The organism is Williamsia maris (genome assembly GCF_024171815.1).
Lineage (GTDB): Bacteria > Actinomycetota > Actinomycetes > Mycobacteriales > Mycobacteriaceae > Williamsia_A > Williamsia_A maris.
Genome location: NZ_JAMTCJ010000003.1, coordinates 543639 through 563222, shown reverse-complemented (window position 1 = coordinate 563222; position 19584 = coordinate 543639). Strand labels below are relative to the sequence as shown.

22 protein-coding genes are annotated in these 19584 nt (G+C 67.2%); 15 read left to right on the top strand and 7 right to left on the bottom strand.

All coding sequences use genetic code 11. From position 1 onward, the window contains the following. Positions 1–47 precede the first annotated feature (47 nt). On the bottom strand, positions 48–293 hold the full coding sequence (locus tag LX13_RS16055) for a YbdD/YjiX family protein (RefSeq protein ID WP_372499921.1): 246 nt from the start codon (positions 291–293) through the stop codon (positions 48–50). Next, positions 290–2572 (bottom strand): carbon starvation CstA family protein, encoded by a 2283-nt coding sequence (locus LX13_RS16050; protein ID WP_253662300.1) that lies wholly within the window; start codon positions 2570–2572, stop codon positions 290–292. The genes LX13_RS16055 and LX13_RS16050 overlap by 4 nt, the downstream gene beginning before the upstream one ends. Positions 2573–2715: 143 nt before the next feature. Between LX13_RS16050 and LX13_RS16045 the strand changes: the two genes are divergently transcribed. Then, positions 2716–2973, top strand: a complete 258-nt coding sequence (locus tag LX13_RS16045; protein ID WP_253662299.1) for a hypothetical protein — start codon at positions 2716–2718, stop codon at positions 2971–2973. 9 nt (positions 2974–2982) lie between these two features. On the opposite strand, the gene LX13_RS16040 is transcribed toward LX13_RS16045, so the two are convergent. Continuing rightward, a complete protein-coding gene (locus tag LX13_RS16040) occupies positions 2983–4173 on the bottom strand; it encodes a PQQ-dependent sugar dehydrogenase (protein ID WP_253662298.1) in 1191 nt (396 codons plus the stop codon). Between the two features lie 219 nt (positions 4174–4392). Between LX13_RS16040 and LX13_RS16035 the strand changes: the two genes are divergently transcribed. From LX13_RS16035 to LX13_RS15995, 9 genes are all read left to right on the top strand, one after another. Beyond that, complete coding sequence (locus LX13_RS16035; RefSeq protein WP_253662297.1) at positions 4393–4671, top strand: DUF7218 family protein; 279 nt, start codon at positions 4393–4395, stop codon at positions 4669–4671. A gap of 49 nt (positions 4672–4720) precedes the next feature. Then, a complete protein-coding gene (locus LX13_RS16030) occupies positions 4721–5278 on the top strand; it encodes a type 1 glutamine amidotransferase domain-containing protein (protein WP_253662296.1) in 558 nt (185 codons plus the stop codon). 9 nt (positions 5279–5287) lie between these two features. Then, positions 5288–6250 carry a TIGR03557 family F420-dependent LLM class oxidoreductase gene (locus LX13_RS16025; RefSeq protein ID WP_253662790.1) on the top strand — a complete coding sequence of 321 codons (963 nt, stop codon included), beginning with the start codon at positions 5288–5290 and terminating at the stop codon, positions 6248–6250. Between the two features lie 21 nt (positions 6251–6271). Further along, positions 6272–7486, top strand: coding sequence for an AI-2E family transporter (locus LX13_RS16020; RefSeq protein ID WP_253662295.1), 1215 nt, complete (start codon positions 6272–6274; stop codon positions 7484–7486). A gap of 48 nt (positions 7487–7534) precedes the next feature. Then, positions 7535–8614 carry a redox-regulated ATPase YchF gene (gene ychF / locus LX13_RS16015; RefSeq protein WP_253662294.1) on the top strand — a complete coding sequence of 360 codons (1080 nt, stop codon included), beginning with the start codon at positions 7535–7537 and terminating at the stop codon, positions 8612–8614. A gap of 68 nt (positions 8615–8682) precedes the next feature. Beyond that, on the top strand, positions 8683–9204 hold the full coding sequence (locus LX13_RS16010; RefSeq protein WP_253662293.1) for a P-loop nucleotide/nucleoside kinase family protein: 522 nt from the start codon (positions 8683–8685) through the stop codon (positions 9202–9204). 58 nt (positions 9205–9262) lie between these two features. Continuing rightward, positions 9263–9583: an MGMT family protein gene (locus LX13_RS16005; protein ID WP_253662292.1), complete on the top strand. Its 321-nt coding sequence runs from the start codon at positions 9263–9265 to the stop codon at positions 9581–9583. 49 nt (positions 9584–9632) lie between these two features. Continuing rightward, positions 9633–9905 (top strand): hypothetical protein, encoded by a 273-nt coding sequence (locus LX13_RS16000; RefSeq protein WP_253662291.1) that lies wholly within the window; start codon positions 9633–9635, stop codon positions 9903–9905. A 32-nt stretch (positions 9906–9937) separates the two neighbouring features. Then, positions 9938–10369: a DUF6992 family protein gene (locus LX13_RS15995; protein ID WP_253662290.1), complete on the top strand. Its 432-nt coding sequence runs from the start codon at positions 9938–9940 to the stop codon at positions 10367–10369. Between the two features lie 29 nt (positions 10370–10398). Here the strand turns inward: LX13_RS15995 and LX13_RS15990 are convergent, their stop codons facing one another. Both LX13_RS15990 and LX13_RS15985 read right to left on the bottom strand, forming a co-directional pair. Continuing rightward, positions 10399–11361 (bottom strand): SDR family NAD(P)-dependent oxidoreductase, encoded by a 963-nt coding sequence (locus LX13_RS15990; protein WP_253662289.1) that lies wholly within the window; start codon positions 11359–11361, stop codon positions 10399–10401. Positions 11362–11405: 44 nt separating this feature from the next. Further along, a complete protein-coding gene (locus LX13_RS15985; RefSeq protein WP_372499920.1) occupies positions 11406–11915 on the bottom strand; it encodes a metallophosphoesterase family protein in 510 nt (169 codons plus the stop codon). Positions 11916–12245: 330 nt separating this feature from the next. On the opposite strand from LX13_RS15985, the gene LX13_RS15980 reads away from it, so the two are divergent. Further along, positions 12246–12593, top strand: a complete 348-nt coding sequence (locus tag LX13_RS15980; RefSeq protein ID WP_253662288.1) for a hypothetical protein — start codon at positions 12246–12248, stop codon at positions 12591–12593. A 418-nt stretch (positions 12594–13011) separates the two neighbouring features. Further along, on the top strand, positions 13012–13734 hold the full coding sequence (locus tag LX13_RS15975) for a hypothetical protein (protein WP_253662287.1): 723 nt from the start codon (positions 13012–13014) through the stop codon (positions 13732–13734). A 69-nt stretch (positions 13735–13803) separates the two neighbouring features. Here LX13_RS15975 and LX13_RS15970 read toward each other — a convergent pair whose 3' ends face one another. Both LX13_RS15970 and LX13_RS15965 read right to left on the bottom strand, forming a co-directional pair. Then, positions 13804–14334 (bottom strand): hypothetical protein, encoded by a 531-nt coding sequence (locus LX13_RS15970; protein ID WP_253662286.1) that lies wholly within the window; start codon positions 14332–14334, stop codon positions 13804–13806. A gap of 147 nt (positions 14335–14481) precedes the next feature. Next, positions 14482–15390 carry a hydroxymethylglutaryl-CoA lyase gene (locus LX13_RS15965; protein ID WP_253662285.1) on the bottom strand — a complete coding sequence of 303 codons (909 nt, stop codon included), beginning with the start codon at positions 15388–15390 and terminating at the stop codon, positions 14482–14484. Between the two features lie 128 nt (positions 15391–15518). Here LX13_RS15965 and LX13_RS15960 point away from each other — a divergent pair, with 128 nt between their 5' ends. Genes LX13_RS15960 through LX13_RS15950 form a run of 3 tightly spaced genes read left to right on the top strand, consistent with a single transcriptional unit; the run spans position 15519 to position 19570 of the window. Further along, entirely contained in the window at positions 15519–16247 is a 729-nt protein-coding gene (locus LX13_RS15960; protein WP_253662284.1) for a GntR family transcriptional regulator, read from the top strand. Next, on the top strand, positions 16244–17470 hold the full coding sequence (locus tag LX13_RS15955) for a CaiB/BaiF CoA transferase family protein (RefSeq protein ID WP_253662283.1): 1227 nt from the start codon (positions 16244–16246) through the stop codon (positions 17468–17470). The genes LX13_RS15960 and LX13_RS15955 overlap by 4 nt, the downstream gene beginning before the upstream one ends. A gap of 42 nt (positions 17471–17512) precedes the next feature. Beyond that, the gene (locus tag LX13_RS15950; protein ID WP_253662282.1) at positions 17513–19570 is read left to right on the top strand and encodes a hydantoinase/oxoprolinase family protein; all 2058 of its coding nucleotides are present in this window, start codon (positions 17513–17515) and stop codon (positions 19568–19570) included. Positions 19571–19584 lie beyond the last annotated feature (14 nt).

Genomic DNA, 19584 nt, shown 5'->3' with positions numbered 1-19584 from the left:
CGCCCCGATGTACTAGCGGGAATCGGACGCCGGGGTCGCGGTGCTCCTCAGCAGCACCGACCCTGGGGATTCGCCTCCTGCTCGTCGTGACGCATCCGCCAGTAGTCGCGTTCGGACAGCGTCGGAACGCCAGGGTGCCTGGCGTCGTGGTGGGCGACGTAGCGCTCATAGTCGTGATCGCCCATCACCGCCCCCACATACGACCAGGCTCTCGCCAGTACCCGGGCCAGGGTGGCCTGGCCGTTTCCGCGGCGGTCGGTCGTGCTGCGGTCGGTCGTGCTGCGGTCGGTCATTTGAGCGACTCCGTGGGATGGTCGGCCCCGGCCGACGATGCGCGGAACTCGACCCATTCCTTCTCGACCGCCTTCTCCGTCGGGGTCGCGATCATGCCGCTGGGCGCGAAGAGCTTCGACGGCACGGGTTCGTCCTCGGTGGTCGGGAGGCCGCCGGCGCGGAACGCCTTGACGCACACCCATGCGCCCGCGAGGGCGACGATGATGACCAACACCGCGAACACGATCGACAGGGTTCCCTGGATGAAGGTGTTGCGGATGACGGCGTCGATCTCGGCCGGTGTCTTCGCTGTTTTGAACATCGTCTCGCCGGCGTCCTTGGCGTTCTGGAAGGCGCTGTGGTTGGCCCAGTATCCGATCGCCTCGTTGGACGAGAAGATCTTCTGATACGACGCGGTCATGGTGACCGCGAGATCCCAGACCAATGGGAGCCCGGGGATCCAGGCCCACTTGAACAGCCCCTTCTTCACCACGACGACGAGCACGACGGTCAGAGCGACCGCGGCCAGCAACTGGTTCGCGATGCCGAACAGCGGGAAGAGCGTGTTGATGCCACCGAGCGGGTCGGTGACGCCCATCAACAGGATCGCGCCCCATCCGGCGACGACGACGAAGGTGCACACCCACGCGCCGACACGCCACGACGGGTCGGCGAACCGCTTGCCGCCCTTGATGTTCGACAGGCCGTCGGAGAGCATGAACCGCGCCACACGGGTACCCGCGTCGACCGTGGTCAGGATGAACAGGGCCTCGAACATGATCGCGAAGTGGTACCAGAACGCTTTCAACGAGGACCCGCCGAAGGCGCTCTGCAGCGTCTCGGACATACCCATGGCGAGGGTGGGGGCACCGCCGGTGCGGGAGATGAGTGACGGTTCATCGACGCCGTCGGCGAAGGCCTGCAGCTCTGCGCCCGACGTGGGTGGTCCCGAGAGGTTGAGCGTGTTGTTCGTGTAATCGGCCGCGCTCGCGGCGGTTCCGCCGGTGACGCCCTTGGGCGCGTTCATGGCGAAGTAGAGGTGCTGGTCGAGGATGCACGCGGTGATCAGCGCCATGATCGCGACGAACGACTCGACGAGCATGCCGCCGTAGCCGATGACCCGGGCCTGACTCTCCTTCTCCATCAGCTTCGGGGTGGTGCCCGAGGCGATCAGGGCGTGGAATCCCGACAGTGCACCGCAGGCGATGGTGATGAACAGGAACGGGAACAGGGAGCCGGCGAAGGCGGGACCCTTGCCGTTGGAGGCGAATTCGCTGACCGCGGGAGCGTTCATGACCGGCTGCGCGATGACGATGCCCACCGCGAGCAGCGCGATGGTGCCGACCTTCATGAACGTCGACAGGTAGTCGCGCGGTGCGAGGACGAGCCACACCGGCAGCACGGCGGCGGCGAAACCGTAGATGATGATGGCCCAGCTGAGGAAGACCGGCGAGAGCGTGAACCAGTCCTCGCCCCAACTGGTCTCGGCGACCCAGCCGCCGGAGATGATCGCCAGCATCAGCAGGACGAAGCCGATGGCGGACACCTCGGAGATCTTGCCGGGGCGCAGGAACCGCAGATAGACACCCATGAACACGGCGATGGGAAGCGTCATCGCGAGCGAGAAGACGCCCCACGGGCTCTCCGCCAGCGCGTTGACGACGACGAGTCCGAGCACCGCGATCAGGATGATCATGATGACGAACACCGCGATGATCGCGGCGAACCCTCCGACGTTGCCGAGTTCGTCACGGGCCATCTGACCCAGACTGCGTCCACGGCGTCGGGTGGAGATCGACAGCACCAGGTAGTCCTGGACCGCACCGGCGAAGACGACGCCCACGATGATCCAGATGGTCCCGGGCAGGTAACCCATCTGCGCCGCGAGGACTGGTCCGACGAGCGGTCCCGCGCCGGCGATCGCGGCGAAGTGGTGACCGAACAGCACCCGCCGATCGGTCGGCATGTAGTCCTTGGCGTTGTCCAGGAGCTCCGCCGGTGTCGCGTGGTCGTCGCGAGGCTTGATGACCTTGGTCTCGATCAGTCGCGCGTAGAACCGGTACGCGATGACGTAGGTGCACAGCGCGGCGAGCACGAACCAGACGGCGTTGACGTTCTCGCCCCGCACGATGGCGATGACGGCCCACGAGACCGCTCCGACGAGACCGATGACGGCGAAGAGGAGGCGTTTCCCGACGGTCATCGGAGAGCGGTCGACGATCGCCACGGGCGGGCGGTCCGGGTCGTTCTTGATGAGGTCGATGTCCGGGTTGTGCGGACGTTCTGGAGCGAGTGTCACGGGATCCCCTCGGCGGTGTGGGCGGCCATTGTGTGGCGCGCGTCACTATACCGGTGCGTTATCGGGGACTTCGAGGGCCGTCGTTGTTGATCGTCACCAGCGAAATACGCGACAGATCCGAGTGGACGTGCCATTCTCGTAACATGCGCGTAACACGGAAGAAGGAGCAGGATCGCCCGCTCGCCGAGTTCCCCGGCTGGGGGCTCGAGATCATGATGGGCCTCTACGGCGAGGAGCAGGTCAAGACCGCGTTGTCGTCGGAACCCGCGACCCCGGAGCGACATCGCCCGTCGTCGCAGGCGCCGAGCACCGAGACCCAGACGACCGGTTCGGAGGCGGCGGAATTCGACGCCGTGTCGTCGGTGTTCGCCCGCGTACGCCGCATGCGTCGCGGTCGCTGACCCCCAGGATCAGGCGGGGCTGACCTTCAGGACCTTGTCCTGTCCACCGCCGTTGTCGGTGGTGACCAACAGCGAACCGTCGGGCATGGGGGTGATCGACCGCAATCGACCCTCGGCGTCGTCGAGCAGATCCACCCGCTCGGTGGTCGTCGTGCCGTCGGCGCCGAGCCGCAGCAGGACGAGTCGCTTCGCCTTCAGTGCGCCCATGACGACCATCCCGCTGTAACGACCCCACGCGGGTCCGAGGAAGTCCACGTCGGAGATCGCCAGCGTCGGGTCGCCCGAGGACCAGATGGCCGGTGTCGAGCCGGGGTGCCGGTCGGTGTCGGTCATCGGCACCGACTCGTCGTAGGAACCGGACCCGGTGTTCGGATCCCATCCGTAGTTCGCCTGCGGCAGAACCTGGTTGAGTTCGTCGTCGATGTCGGGCCCGTGTTCGGTCACGTACAGGCGATCGGTTCCGGGGGCGAAGGCGAGTCCCTGCGGATTGCGGTGACCGTAGTCGTAGACGATGCTGCCCTCGAACGTGCCCGCGGCCGGGGTGCCGTCGGCGTTGACGTGAAGGACCTTGCCGCCCAGGTTCTTCAGATCCTGGGGCGCGGTTGGGTTCGCGGTGTCGCCGGTGGACACGAACAGTGTGCCGTCGGCAGCCGGCAGGATCCGACATCCGCTGTGCCGTCCGGACGACCCGAGCGGGATCCCGGTGACCACGTCGGCGACCTGACGCATCGACGACCAGTCTGCTGCCGCCGTCCACCGGACCACGCGGACGTCACCGGCGGTGCTGGCGAAACACGTGTAGACCGATCGGCTCTGCGCGAAGTCGTCGGCGAGCGCCAGACCCATGAACCCGGCTTCGCCCTTGGCGTCGACGCCGGAGGTGTCGGCCTGGACCTGGGCGACGCGGCCATCGTTGTGCCGCATCATGATCCGGCCGGATCGTTCGCCGGTCACGATGTTCCCGTCACCGTCGATCGCGACATCCCACGGGTGATCGAGGCCGGTCATCACATCGGTGACCCGGGCCTCGCCGGATGTGGGGGTCGCGCTGCCTGCTGAGCCGGACGCCCCGGGGGAGGCCGAGGTCGGGGAGGTGTCACTCGAGCCGTTGCCGCAGGCCGCGACCAGGAGGAACGCCGCGGTGGTGGCCGTCGCGACCGCCGCGCGGCCGCCGCCTGCCGGGATTGTCGGGAATCGCATCACCCCCTCGAAAGTACACGTGCACTCGAGGCCGCTGCCTTTCCTGACCTTGTCGTGTAGCGTCGAAAGGTCAGCCGAGAACGCTGCTGAACACCTGTTTCGCGTAAGCCCGTGTCGCGCATGGCCGTCGGCGGCGGCACGAGATCTCGCTCCAGACCTCACACGATTCGGCGCCGGGTGGCGTCGCGGTCGGTGTTCGGACTCGTAGGAGGACAACAGATGCCCGAGAAGGAATCGGCGGAGTCTCAGCCTCAGCTGAAGGACCCGGATCTGTACGAGAAGTTGCGGGACGACGGCAACTCCAAGGAGAAGTCGGCCCGCATCTCCAACGCCGCGGCGAACCGTGGGCGATCCGACGTCGGACATTCCGGCGGGACGTCGCCGTCGTACGAGGAATGGACCGTCGACGAACTCAAATCCCGCGCGAAAGAGCTTGATCTGCATGGGTACTCGGACATGAACAAGTCCGACCTCGTCGATCTGCTCCGCGACCACTGACACCCACCGCTGGCGTACGCCCACGCGGTCGAGAAGTAAGGAACAGTCGATGACCGACGATCTGAACGGCAAGACCATTGCATTCCTCGTTGCCCCCGAGGGAATCGAGCAGGTGGAGCTCACCGAGCCCTGGGAGGCCGTGAAGCAGGCCGGTGGGACGCCTCGGCTGGTGTCCACCGTCTCGGGCACCGTGCAGGCCTTCAACCATCTCGACGCCGCCGACACCTTCCCGGTGGACGACACCGTCGAGTCGGTCTCGGTCGGTGATTTCGACGGTCTCGTGTTGCCCGGTGGCGTCGCCAACCCCGACTACCTACGCACCCAGGACACCGCGGTCGCGTTCGCCCGCAGCTTCTTCGACGAGGGCAAGCCGGTGGCGGCGATCTGCCACGCACCCTGGACGCTGATCGAGGGCGGGGTCCTCGCCGGCCGCACCATCACCTCGTGGCCGAGCCTGCAGACCGACATCCGCAACGCGGGTGGCACCTGGGTCGACGAGGAGGTCGTCGAGTGCACCGCAGGGCCGAACACGCTGGTCTCCAGCCGGAACCCGGATGACCTGCCCGCGTTCTGCGCGAAGCTGACCTCGGTTTTCGCGGCGAGCTGACCCATGCCGTTGAAAGTCGGGTTCAAGCTGATGGCCGAGACCTTCGACCCGAAGGAGATCGTCCGTCAGGCGGTCGCGGCCGAACGCGCGGGTTTCGACTTCGTCGAGATCAGTGACCACTTCCATCCGTGGCTCTACAGCCACAAGCACTCCGGGTTCGCCTGGTCGATGCTCGCCGCGATCGCGGTGCAGACCGACCGACTCGAGCTCGCGACCGGCGTCACCTGTCCGTTCATCCGGTATCACCCGGCGATCATCGCGCAGGCCGCGGCGACGACGCAGATCCTGGCCGACGGGCGCTTCACCTTGGGTCTCGGAACGGGCGAACGACTCAACGAGCACATCACCGGCGCCCCGTGGCCGAGCGCGCACATCCGTCAGGAGATGCTGCGCGAGTCGATCGAGGTGATGCGCCTGCTGTGGACCGACGGCTACCACTCGTATCGCGGGCAGCACATCACCCTCGACGACGCCCGGGTCTTCGACATCCCGGACACGCTGCCGCCGATCGTGGTGGCGGCGGGCGGCAAGGAGTCCGCGGCGCTCGCGGGGGAGATCGGCGACGGGCTGTTCACCACCGAGCCGAAGGCGGATCTGATCTCGGCCTACGGCGAGGGCGGCGGCTCCGGTCCGCGCTACACCGAGGTGCCGATGGCCTGGGCCACCGACGTCGACACCGCGGTGGCGTCGGCACACGAGAAGTTCCGGTTCGGACTCACCGGGTGGAAGGTGCAGGCGGAACTGCCCAATCCGATCAACTTCGAGGCCGCGACCGCACTGGTGCGGCACTCCGACATCGCCGACGGAATGTCCTGCGGTCCCGACCTCGACGCGCACGTGCAGGGCGCGAAGGAGTTCGTCGACGCGGGTTTCGACCACCTGTCCCTGCTGAACGCCGGCCCCGACGTCGACGGGTTCCTCGCCGTCTGCGAGTCCGATCTGATCGAGAAAGTCCGGTCGCTCGCGAACTGACCGATGTGTGACGATTGGTCCATGACACCTCCGACTCGGGGATCGATCTTCGCGACGCATCTCCGATCGAGTTCGTTGATCGCCGTCCAGTTCGTCGCCGTCGCGGCGGCACTGTGGATCGTCGGATGGCTCATCGGCAAGGGATGGGTGATCATCCTGCCGGTCGTGCTGTCGATCATCGTGTGCACGGTCCTGTGGCCGCCGGTGAAATGGTTGCGCCGCAAGGGACTGCCGCCGGCTCTCGCGGTCCTGATCGTGTTGCTCATCGCGGTCGGCGTCGTGGCCGGCGTGATCGCGGCGGTCGCGCCGGGGATCGTCGACCAGTCCACCGAGTTGGCCGACCGCGCGTCACAGGGCGTGGTCCAGGTGCAGGACTGGCTGCACGGACCGCCCCTCAACGTCAGCGACGACCAGCTGGACTCCGCGGTCGCCGCCATCACCGACCGACTGCAGTCGAGTAGTTCGCAGATCGCGTCCGGTCTGTTCACCGGCGTCAGTGCGGCCACGTCGGCGCTCGTGACCTTGTTCAGCGCGGTCGTCGCGACGTTCTTCTTCCTCAAGGACGGGCCGCGGTTCATCCCGTGGCTGCGTCGTACCGTCGGCATGCCCGCCGCCCCGCATCTCGCCGAGGTGCTCAGCCGGGTGTGGGCGACGCTGGGCGGTTTCATCCGGACCCAGGCCCTGGTCAGCCTCGTTGACGCGGTGTTGATCGGTATCGGTTTGGTGATTCTCGGTGTGCCGCTGGCGTATGCGTTGGCGATCATCACGTTCATCGGTGGCTTCATCCCGATCGTCGGTGCGTTCGTCGCCGGCGGTCTGGCGGTGCTGATCGCACTCGTGTCGAACGGCGTGGTCACCGCGCTGATCGTGTTGGCCATCATCCTGGCGGTGCAGCAGCTCGAGGGGAACATCCTCCAGCCCTGGCTGCAGTCGAAGTCGATGAATTTGCACGCGGTCATCGTCCTGCTGGCGGTCACGTTGGGCGGTACCGCGTTCGGCATCATCGGTGCGTTCCTCGCCGTGCCGGTCGCGGCGTCGCTGGCCGTCGTCCTGCGCTACTACGGCGAGCAGGTGTCGAAGCGGACGGGCGAGGACGTCGCGGTCGGTGACGGTGACTCCGATGCAGAGGACGCCGAGGAGAAGGGCGCCGCTCCGCCGAGCGGGCCGAAACAACCCGTCGAACGTGCCGAAACGACCACCGACACGTCCGACGGGGACCCCGCACCGGCCACCTGAGGCCACGGGTGCGAGCTGGGCCGGTCGCGAAAACTAGACTGGTACCTCGTGAGCCTCACCCTTGGAATCGTCGGACTGCCCAACGTCGGCAAGTCAACCCTGTTCAACGCCCTGACCCGCAACGATGTGCTGGCTGCGAACTACCCGTTCGCCACCATCGAGCCGAACGTGGGAATGGTGGAACTGCCCGATTCCCGCCTGGCCCGTCTCGCGGAGATCCACTCCAGCGAGAAGATCCTGCCCGCGACGGTGTCGTTCGTCGACATCGCGGGGATCGTGAAGGGTGCCTCGGAGGGCGAGGGGATGGGCAACCAGTTCCTGGCCAACATCCGCGAGGCCGAGGCCATCTGTCAGGTCGTCCGGGTCTTCGCCGACGACGACGTGGTGCACGTCGACGGCCGGGTCGATCCGCTCGCCGACATCGAGGTCATCGAGACCGAGCTGATCCTGGCCGACATGCAGACGCTGGACAAGGCCATCCCGCGTCTGGAGAAGGACGCGCGCAAGGACAAGAGCCTGGCCGATTCGCTGGCCGCGGCCCAGAAGGCGCAGGAGCTGCTCAACAGCGGCAAGACGCTGTTCTCGCAGCAGGATTCGATCGACCTCGCGTCGCTGCGGGATCTGCACCTGATGACCACCAAGCCTTTCCTCTACGTCTTCAACGCCGACGAGTCGGTGCTCACCGACGACGCGCGCAAGGACGAGCTGCGCGCCGCGGTCGCCCCCGCCGACGCGGTGTTCCTCGACGCGAAGGTCGAGAGCGAGCTGCTCGAACTCGACGCCGAGGACGCACAGGAGTTGCTGGACTCTATCGGTCAGACCGAGCCCGGCCTGCACTCGTTGGCCCGCGCCGGATTCCACACCCTCGGGCTGCAGACCTACCTCACCGCGGGGCCGAAGGAGTCGCGCGCGTGGACGATCCACAAGGGCGACACCGCCCCCAAGGCGGCCGGCGTGATCCACACCGACTTCGAGAAGGGCTTCATCAAGGCCGAGATCGTGTCGTTCGACGACCTCGACGCCAACGGGACCATGGCCGCGGCCAAGGCCGCAGGCAAGGTGCGCATGGAGGGCAAGGACTACGTCATGTCCGATGGCGACGTGGTCGAGTTCCGCTTCAACGTCTGACGACTCCGTCCTGGTCGAATCCGTAGCAGTTCGTATCGCTGGGCGACACGAACTGCTACGGATGATGCATGGGGCATCATCGTCATGTTTGTCCAGGAGTTGAGGAAGAGCCGAGGATGAGTCGTCTGATCCTGATGTGCGGAATGGCGGGCGCCGGCAAGTCCACCTATGCGCGAACTCTGGAGGATCGTGGTTGGGTCCGCTTCTCGATCGATGCCGAGGCGTGGGGCAGGGGTTTCACGGGGTCTTCGGCGGTGCCGCCCGAGGTCGCCGCCGACATTCGCGCGGGTCAGCGTGTGGCCATCTCGGACGCCCTCGGTGCAGGTGCTGATGTCGTCGTCGACTACGCGTTCCCGTCACGCGCGATGCGCGACGAGTATCGGGAGCTGGGGCGAACGCATCGGGCGGAGGTCGAGGTCGTCTTTCTTGACACCGATGCGTCACTGGTACGCGACCGGCTGACCCGGCGTCGGGGATCGCACCCTGATGATGTCGTGGTCGACGAGGGCACGATGGAGGCGTATCGCTCGGCTTTCGAGGCCCCCACCTCCGACGAAGGCGAGGTGACGGTGATCCGAACTCCTCGGTGATGGCCGGGGCGTTCGACGCCGCCGGCGAACCTGCAACCGACGCGAGGAGGGGAGTCCGATGAGCGATGCCCGGGACGACTTCGCCATCGAGGTGCTCGATGTCGTCGACCGCATTCCGAGTGGTCGTGTGATGACCTTTGGCGACATCGCCGAACATCTGCAGCGCGGCGGACCGCGCGGCGTCGGTGGTGTCATGGCGCGGTACGGACCGTCGGTCACGTGGTGGCGGGTCGTGCGCGCCACCGGAACCCTGCCCGCCCATCTGATGGTCGAGGCGCAGACGCAGTGGCACAGCGAGGGCACGCCACTGCGGCGCGGGATCGTCGACGTCGGACGCGCGCGCTGGTGGCCCGACGAGACCGCCGGGGGCTCCGCGTGACCGCGCCGTCGACGCATGAATGACGTCGTCCGGGTGCATCATGGGCCCGGTGAACGGACCGGCAACCACGACGTGCGAGCTGTCGTTAGGCGGCGGCGATGTCGGTCCTTCTCTACCCCTCTGGTACCTCCAGGGAGTCGCGCTCGGTGCGATCTGTGGCCTCGTCGCCGTGATCGTTGTTGTCGCGCGCTCCCGGGGAGAGGACGGATTCTCCCGCGCGGTGCAGTTGGCGTTGGCGGCGTTGTTCGCAGCCGTCGTCTGGCCCATCTCGATTGCCGTCGTGGTCGTCGGCGCCGTCGCGCGATGGCGCCGACCCCGCTGACCGGACATGTGAGACTTGGCATGATCAGAGGCATGGCGGACAACGGCGCGACTCCAGACGATCTCGCGCCCGATGTCTCACGCCGCCTGACCCGCCGCCTGACGCTGTGGGGCGGTGCGTCCGTCGTCGGTGGCGGGGCGTTGGCGTTGCTGGGAGGCTCGGAGCGCAGCCGCGCATTCGGACTCCAGAACGCGATGTGGGGTGCGATCGATGTCGCGATCGCAGCCGTGTCCACCCTGCAGTCGACCCCGCCCACCACACCTAAGCTGCGCCGACTGCTGCTGATCAACACCGGTCTCGACGTCGGGTACGTCACGGGCGGAGCCCATCTCATCGCACACACACCGAGCTTCCGCGGCCGCATCACCGCCGAGCAGGCTCGCGGACACGGGGCAGCGGTCGTCGTACAGGGTGCCGCGCTGTTCGTCCTCGATCTGACCCACGCGCGCCAGTTGAATCGGTAGCGGAAAGGGCCGCTCACCGGGACGTGTGGCTACGCCTGTTCGATGCCGGTTGCGTCCACGACCGCCTGCCACAACGCTTCTCGCGCGCTCGGCGAGTCCTTGCGCCAGGACGGGTAGTGCGTGGGGCGTACGGCGCGGTCGTGCCAGAACTTGCCGGTGGTCTGTACGGCCTCGGGGGAGGCCGCCAGCCACACGATGGTGTCGGCGCCGGCCTGCGCGGTGCGCAGGATCGGCTTCATGACGCTGCCGAATCCCGGGATCGAGTCGGTGACACCGGGTGTCGCCGCCCATCCGGGGTGCATGCTGTGCACGACGGCGTCATCTGGCCCCGAGAACCGTTGCGCCAGTTGTTCGGTGACCACCACCTGCATGCGTTTGGTGCGCGCGTAGGCGGTGAGTCCGGAGTAGGTGCCCTCGGTGAACTCGAAGTCCGTGGTCTGCAGCGGCACGGGATACATCCCACCGCTGGAGACGAACACGGCCCGCGACGTCGCGTCGAACAACGGACGCAGACCGACGGTCAGCGCGACCGGGCCGAGCACATGGGTCGCGAACGCCGACTCGTGTCCCTGCGCCGAGAGCGTCCGCTCGGGCGGCATCACCCCGGCACTGTGGATCACGGCGTGGACGCGCGTGAGGTCGGTGGTGAGTGCCGCGACCAGCCGTGACACCGCGTCGAGGTCGCTGATGTCGTACTCGTGGATCGTCACCTCCGCGTCGGGGACCTGGCGCCGGACTTTCTGCGCCGACGACCCGAGCCGCTCGGCGGTGCGGCCGACGAGGTGCACGCGCGCGCCGAGTCGGGCAAGCTCGGTGGCGGCCGCAGCCCCCAGGCCGGAACTGCCGCCGGTCACGACGATGTCGACGGGACTGTCGAAGGGTTCCGGGTCGGGTGCCCAGAAACGACTGCGCACCGACGATCCGATGCGCGAGTAACCGGGGATGACCGTCCGATCGAGCAGGACGTCGACGGCTGTGGTGAGCGGGTTCATGTGTGGGCCTCCGTGGCCCAGCGTATCGACCGCGTCGTGTCCGGCTACAGCTCGTGGAGGCGCACGTCGCCGAGGACGCCGTCGGCGATGGTGGTCGTCATGTAGGTGCAGTGTGGTTGGCGTCGTCGATCGGTGGGGGAGCCCGGGTTCAGCAGACGCAGTCCGGTGTCGGTGGTGGTGTCCCATGGGATGTGGCTGTGGCCGAACACGAGGATGTCGGTGTCGGGGTACGCCAGCGACATCCGGTGGTCGCGGCCGGTCGAGACGCCGGTCTCATGGGTGACCGTGATTCGCAGACCGTCGATGGTGACATCGGCGCGCTCGGGCATCTGCGCCCGCAGTTCCGGTCCGTCGTTGTTCCCCCAGCAGGCGATGAGCCGTTCCGACCGCGCGTCGAGCAGCTCGAACGTCGCGAGGTCCACCCAGTCGCCGGCGTGGATCACCACGTCCGCGTCGTCGATCGCGACGAGCAACTCATCGGGAAGTACCTTCGCGCGTTTGGGGAGATGGGTGTCGGAGGTGAGCACCACGCGCAGAGCGCGGGACGAGGTCATGGCGTCACGCTAACCGCCTGGGACAGCGTGGCGGAGGTCGGTCACTTGTTCTCGGCGTAGCAAAACGTTCGCGCCGGACGCGTGAAGTTCTGGATTGTGTACTTCCCCTGCAGTCCCCGACAGGCGGCGTCCGTCGCGTCGCCGTCGACTCGCCGGATGACCCGGAGCGACCCCGTGGCGCAGGAGACGCTGCGGAGATTTGCGAACGACGACTCCTGTTCCTGGCCTGCATCCAGCAAATAGCACTGGCCCTCACGAAAGTTCGGCTGGTAGCAGGTGATGAAGTCGCCGGTGCTCCGTCTTGCTGCCCCTCGTGTGTAGGTCGGGCTGGTGATCGAGAACTCGGATTTCGGGCAGGTCCCGGTTGTCTCGCCGTCGGCGGGCGGGAATGTCTGGGTCACCTGCAGCGTCGCCTCGACCGCGGAGCACGACCGCACGGTGGTCGTCTCGGTCCCCGAGGGCAAGGTCGAGAACTCGACGCAGTCGCCCACGCCGGGTGCCTTCTGGAATGTCGACTCCGCCGTGGTCGACGGTCTGCTGCCTCCGGTCGACAGGGTCATCGCCAATGCCCCGATCAGCACGATGACCACAACAACGGCTGCTGCGATGAGCAACTTCGCGCGGTCACTGCGGCGGGGTGGCGGTGGTGGTGGCGGTCCGGGCCACTGGCCCGGCTGATCCCACTGATGGGGTGGTGTCTGACCGAACAGCGGCGGATCAGGGTTCACGGTCGTTCCTCGTTCCGCAGCGTCAATCGATCGCACGTCTCCCCGTACGTACGAACGAAGAGTACAAGTGGGCGCGTCGTTCCGTGCGCCGATGACAGGCGGCCGACAAGGTTGTGCGGATTGGCGGCGGGAGCGATCGATCGTTCGGTTCGATTCGTGAATCTGGCTACGCAGGAACGGGTCTGACCCGTGCTCGACCACTTCGAGATGTGTGCGTCCGCACCGACTGGACATTCATACGACCGCGAGACCGCTCAGTAGTGAGTTAAACCAACCTTCTCTGATATTGAACTGTGTCTTAACTGTGATCACTAGTGTCCGTTTCGTCGGCACTAACGAGGTGCCCCAGGAATAGCGGGAGCAAGTGAATGAAGATTCGTAATCGGCTGGTCGCCCTGTCCGTGGCCGTGATGGCCGCCGCGGCGCTGGGAACGGTGTCGGCCACCCAGGCGCAGGCCGCGCTGGACCCGTCCAACAGCCTCGGCATCAACTTCGACGCGGACACAACCACCATCATCTCCAAGACCCAGCAGCCCGTCGTGTTCCCCAAGACCAAGCTGGTGACGCGTACTGACCTGACCAACCTGGAGGGAACGCTCAACCTCCCGCAGGCCGCCGCCAAGCTCAAGCTCGGTCCGTTCACTCTGGCCAATTTCAAGATCTCGGTCATCAACCCGTCGCAGGTCACCGGAACCATCACGCAGGGTGGCACGGAGACCGCGCCTGCTCTGGACCTGAACGTGTCGCAGACCTTCCAGATCCGGATCGACTCGGTGCAGCCGCTCAACATCGACAGCGGCTCGGCCAGCCTGAACCTGGTGCCGGCCAACGGAAGCTGTGTCACCGCACCCACCACCGCCAAGCTGACCGGATCGCTCGACGCCACCAAGCTTCTCGGCGGAGACGTGCCGCAGGCCGACGCCCACATCAAGGGCACCTACACGATCCCGCCGTTCCAGAACTGCGGACCGTTCGCCGGCGTGCTCAACGCCATCATCGCGGGCCCGAACAACACCCTCGATGTGCACGTGACCAACCCCGAGTTCGTCATCGGTGACCAGGCGGCGGCCCGCGCGAAATTCGTCAACTGATCGCTAGGCGCAGTTCCTAGAACACCGCACACGGCGGGTGGGTCCTCCTGGACTCACCCGCCGTTGGCGTCACGTGGTCGCGGTCGCGGTCGCCTGCTGAAATCGGGTGCGCAGTATGTGCGTCCACAGCAGATGTAGTGCGACCGCTGCCAGCACCACGACCATCGACCAGGTGTTGTCCAGGCCCGCACCCCATCTGCCACCCGGCAAGGCGACGGCGACGATCGTGGCCGCGACGAGCGGTACGACGACGGCTCCGGCTGACGGCACGGGACGGCGGAGAAGTGCGGCCAGGACCACCGACGCGATGAGCAGGATCACGAAGCTCGACAATGAGACCGTGCGCACCACATCCGCTGTCGGGGAACCGATGTCCGTGTTGATCTCGAGCGACGTCTCGTACGCCTTGGACACCGTGGCGCCGTTCAGCGGCTGATACGACCCGTGGTAGACGGTGAACTCGTCCTCGGGGACGAGTGGCTGACCGGCCCGTCCACCCAGCCAGGTCACCCCGCCCGCGAACAGGGACGACACCAGGAACGTCCACCACGCGATCTGCTGAGTGACCCCGCTGATGAGCCACACCTTCGTCCTCGTCATGACCATGATTGTGCGGTGTCGGCAGTCTGAACCGCGGGCGACTCACCCGCCGTTGACGTTCGCGCTCCGGTTGTCCAGTCGCGATCCGCTTGCATGTGGAGCGTCTCAGCAGAAGTGGAGCGCGAAACGCGGAGACCTCAGTGTCGCTCAGCTCGGGAACGGACCTGCTCTTCCGAACAATGCGGGGACGGGTGAGTCCAGCTGCGCACCGATCCATGTTGCCGCGTCGGCGATGGCGGCACCGTCGATACCGGTGTCGACGCCCGACCGCTGCAACGCGTAGTTCAGGTCTTCGGTGGCGATGTTGCCGGTCGCGTTGGGGGCGAACGGACATCCGCCGAACCCGCCGATGCTGGCGTCCAACGCGCAGTCGCCGAGATCGAATGCGGTCAGCGCGTTGGCATAACCGGTGTTGCGGGTGTTGTGGAAGTGCCACCGCAGCGCGACGTCGGGTGCGACCCGCCGCGCTCCCGCGTGCAGGGCGCGAACCTGGGCGGGCACGCCGACCCCGATGGTGTCGGCGATGGCGATCTCGTCGGGTCCCGATTCCGCGACCCGGGCCATCAGGTCGATGACGCGCTCGGCGGGCATCTCGCCGCTGAACGGGCATCCGAACGAGACCGCGAAAGTGACCGTCGTGAACATGCCTGCGGCGCGTGACTCGGCGGCGATCCGCTTCCAGCGCGCCAGGCCTTCCTCGACGTCGCAGCCCTGGTTGCGCTGACTGAACTCGTCGGAACAGACGACGACGACGTTCACCTCGTCGACGTCCGCGGCGAGCGCGCGTTCGAGTCCGCGCTCGTTGAGCACCAGGCCGATGTAGTCGACGTCGTCGCGACGGGGGAGTGCCGCCATCACCTCTTCGGCACCGGCCATCTGGGGCACGCGCTTGGGATTGACGAAGCTGACGGCCTCGATCCGCCGCATCCCGGCGTCGACGGCGCGGGTGATGAAGTCGACCTTGGTGTCCACCGACAGGGCGGTTCGTTCGTTCTGCAGGCCGTCGCGCGGTCCGACTTCCACCACATGGGTTCCGGCATGGGTCGTGTTCGTCATGCGCCCATTGTCACCCCACCAGGTATTGCATACAAGGACGTGTTGATTCGCGGTTAAATCTGCGGTTTATCGAGACAGGACGCCTACAGCCGCCTACGTTGCATACAAACCAGCGAAACGGGGTCGTAGTGGAACGTGCAGTCGACCGGGTGTACTCCCACATCCGAGCCGCCATTCTCGACGGTCGGTATGCGCCGGGATCGCGGCTGGGTGAGTCGGAACTCGCGGAGGTCGCCCAGGCCAGCCGCACCCCGGTGCGAGAGGCGTTGCGGCAACTGGAGGTCGAAGGCCTCGTCGAGGTGCTGCCGCATCGCGGTGCCCGCGTCTACCAGTTCACCTCCGACGACCTCGAGGAGATCTACGACCTCCGCATGACGTTGGAGGCACTGGCGGCCGGCCGCGCCGCCCCACGGATCACCACCGAGCAGCTCGATCAGATGACCGATCTCTGCGACCACATGGAAGCCGCCGCCCGCGACGACGACCTCGAACTCGTGGCCACGGCCAACATGGAGTTCCACGCGATCGTTCGCGCCGCCTCGGCGAGCACCCGTCTCACCTCGATGCTCAGCGCCGTGATCCAGCTGCCGTTGATGATGCGGACCTTCCATCGGTACGCACCCGAGGACCTGCACCGCAGCGCCGGACACCATCGTGAACTCATCGCCGCCCTGCGCGCTCGTGACGAGGTGTGGGCCGACGCGGTGATGCGGTCGCACGTCCGTGCGGCCAAGGCAGTACTGCTCGCGTCGGTCCGGGCCGACGAAGAGCAGACGACAACGGCCCAACCGACGGAAACAACGGCCCAACCCGGGCATACGACGGCCCAACCGGCTCAGAGCGGAGTCTTCTCATGACCACGGCACACGACACCCCACCCCCCACCGCGACCGGCCCGCTGGCCGACCTCCGGGTGGTCGAGATGGGCCAGTTGCTCGCCGGTCCGTTCTGCGGACAACTCCTGGCCGACTTCGGCGCCGAGGTCATCAAGCTCGAGGCGCCGGGTGTCGGAGATCCGATGCGGCAGTGGGGTCGCGAGAAGCCGTACGGCAAATCGCTGTGGTGGCCGGTGGTGGCGCGCAACAAGAAGTCGGTCACCTGCAACATGCGCACGCCCGAGGGGCAGGAACTCGCGCGCGACATCATCGGCCGCTCGGACATCGTCGTGGAGAACTTTCGGCCCGGCACCCTCGAACGCTGGAACCTGGGATTCGACGAACTCCGCGCCGACAACCCCGGGCTCATCATGGCGCGCGTCAGCGGCTACGGACAGACCGGTCCGTACTCCTCGCGTGCCGGCTACGGATCGATCGGCGAGGCGATGGGCGGGATCCGTTACGTCACCGGTGATCCCGACAACGCCCCGTCGCGTGCAGGGATCTCCCTCGGCGACTCGCTGGCCGCGGTGTTCGCCACCATCGGCGTGCTCACCGCCCTGCACAGCCGATCGGTCACCGGCCGCGGGCAGCTCGTCGACGCGGCGATCTACGAGTCGGTCCTGGCGATGATGGAGTCGATGCTGCCGGAGTGGGCGGTGGCCGGATACCAACGGGAGCGCACCGGCTCGGTGCTGCCGAACGTCTCGCCCAGCAACGTCTATCCCACCCGGGGTGGCGAGATGATCCTCATCGCCGCGAACCAGGACACCGTCTTCGCGCGTCTCGCCGCGGTGATGGGGCGCGAGGACCTGGTGTCGGTACCGCGGTTCGCCGACCACGCGGCCCGCGGGGAGAACATGGAGGAACTCGACGGCATCATCGCCGCCTGGACGGCCGACCTCGACACCGAGGAGCTGCTGCAGACCCTGCACGGCGGTGGTGTGCCCGCCGGTCGAATCTTCACGGCGCGCGACATGTTCGACGACCCGCACTTCGCCGCCCGCGACGCGATCGTGCGGCTGGCGCACCGCGACTTCGGCGAGTTCCCCACGCACAACGTCTTCCCGAAGCTCGGGGACACCCCCGGTGCCGTCCGGCATCTCGGTCCCGAACTCGGCGAACACAACGACGAGATCTACCGACACCTGCTCGACCTGTCCGACGACCGACGTGCTGACCTCGCGCGCCGCAGCATCATCTGACCCCCACCGCCCACCGGCGTCGAAACAACTAGGAGATCTGCAATGCGATACCGACTCGGAGTGGACGTCGGCGGGACGTTCACCGATGTGCTGCTGCTGGAGGAGACCTCGGGCAGCACCTACCGCGCGAAGACCCCCTCGACCCCGGCGGATCAATCCATCGGTGTGCTCAACGGCGTGACCAAGGTGTGCACCGACGCGGGCATCGACCCCGAACAGATCGAGCAGGTACTGCACGGGACCACCGTCGCGACCAACGCGATCCTCCAGGGTCGCGGTGCCCGTGTGGGTCTGGTGACCACCGACGGGTTCCGTCAGGTCCTGCAGATCGCGCGGTCGTTCGTACCCGGCGGACTCGCCGGGTGGATCATCTGGCCGAAACCCGAACCGCTGGCCAAGCTCGAGCACACTGTGCAGGTGATCGGCCGGATCGGCGCCGACGGCGGTGAGATCACCCCGCTCGACGAGGAGCAGACCCGCGGCGAACTGCGCAAGCTCGCCGGCGCGGACGTCGAGGCGATCACGGTGTCGCTGATCAACTCCTATGCGAACAGCGACCACGAGGAACAGGTCGGACGATGGGTGGCCGAGGAGCTACCCGACATCCCGATCTCGCTGTCGTCGCACGTCCTGCCGGAGATGCGCGAATACGAGCGCACCCTGACCACGGTCGCCAACAGCTATGTGCAGCCGGAGGTCTCGCGATACGTCAAGAACCTCGACTCGTCGCTCAAGGAGAAGGGGATCACGGCGCCGCTGTCGATCCTGCGCAGTGACGGCGGCCTGGTCCAGGCGAGCAAGGCCGCCGAGGACCCGGTGTCGCTGCTGCTGTCGGGGCCGGCCGGCGGTGTGACCGGTGCGGTGTGGTTCGCCCAGCAGGCCGGGTATTCCGACTTCCTCACCTTCGACATGGGCGGCACGTCCACCGACGTCGCGCTCGTCCTCGACGGTCAACCGCGCATCGGCCGCGAGACCAAGGTCGGTGACCTCGCGGTCCGCGCGACCAGTGTCGACGTCCGAACCGTCGGCGCCGGTGGCGGTTCCATCGCGCACGTCCCCGAGCTGACCAAGGCGCTGCGGGTCGGACCGCAGTCGGCGGGCGCCGATCCCGGCCCGGCCGCCTACGGCAACGGCGGCACCGAACCGACCGTCACCGACGCCAACGTCGTCCTGGGCTACCTGCCCAGCGACCTCGCCGGTGGTGAGGTGAAGCTCGACGTCGACGCCGCCCGCACAGCGGTCGCGACGATCTCCGACGCCATGGGACTCGCGTCCCCCGAGGCCGCGGCGTCCGGGGTGGTCGACATCGTCAACGAGAACATGTTCGGCGCACTGCGCCTGGTGAGCGTCCAGCAGGGCTACGACCCCCGCGATTTCGCCCTGGTGTCGTTCGGAGGCGCCGGGCCGTTGCACGCGAACGCGCTCGGCCGGCTCACCGGTGCCTGGCCGGTCATCATCCCGCCGTCGCCCGGAGTCCTCTGCGCGTACGGCGATGCCACGACCTGCCTGCGCGCGGAGAGCGCCCGCACCCTCATCCGTGCCTTCGTCGACCTCACCAGCGACGAGTTGCGTTCGGTCATCGCCGATCTCGCCGAGGTGGCCACCGAACGCCTCGAGACCGAAGGTGTGCCGCGGGCCGAGCAGACCGCGACCTACCAGGTGGACCTGCGCTATCACGGCCAGGGATTCGAGATCCCCGTCGACCTCGACCCCGACGTGCTCACCGGCACCGGAGACCTGTTGACGGAGTTGGGCAGCGCCTTCGACACCGAACACAAGCGACTGTTCTCCTTCCTGCTCAAGAACGAGCGTGAGGTCATCAACCTGCGCGTCACCGTGAGCGGGCCGCGACCCGAGGTCGCCTGGACCGAACTGGCGCAGGGCTCGGAGGATCCGTCGGCGGCGCTGCTCAACGAATCTCAGGTGTGGATGGACGGCGCCCACACGACCGCAGGCATCTACGACCGCGAGAAGCTGTTGGCGGGCAACGTCGTCACCGGACCGGCCATCGTCACCGAGATGGACTCCACGACGCTCGTGCTCTCCGGCCACGCCGCCACCGTCGACCCCAGCGGCAGCCTCATCATCCGACCGGTCTGAGCAGACCGAGCCCC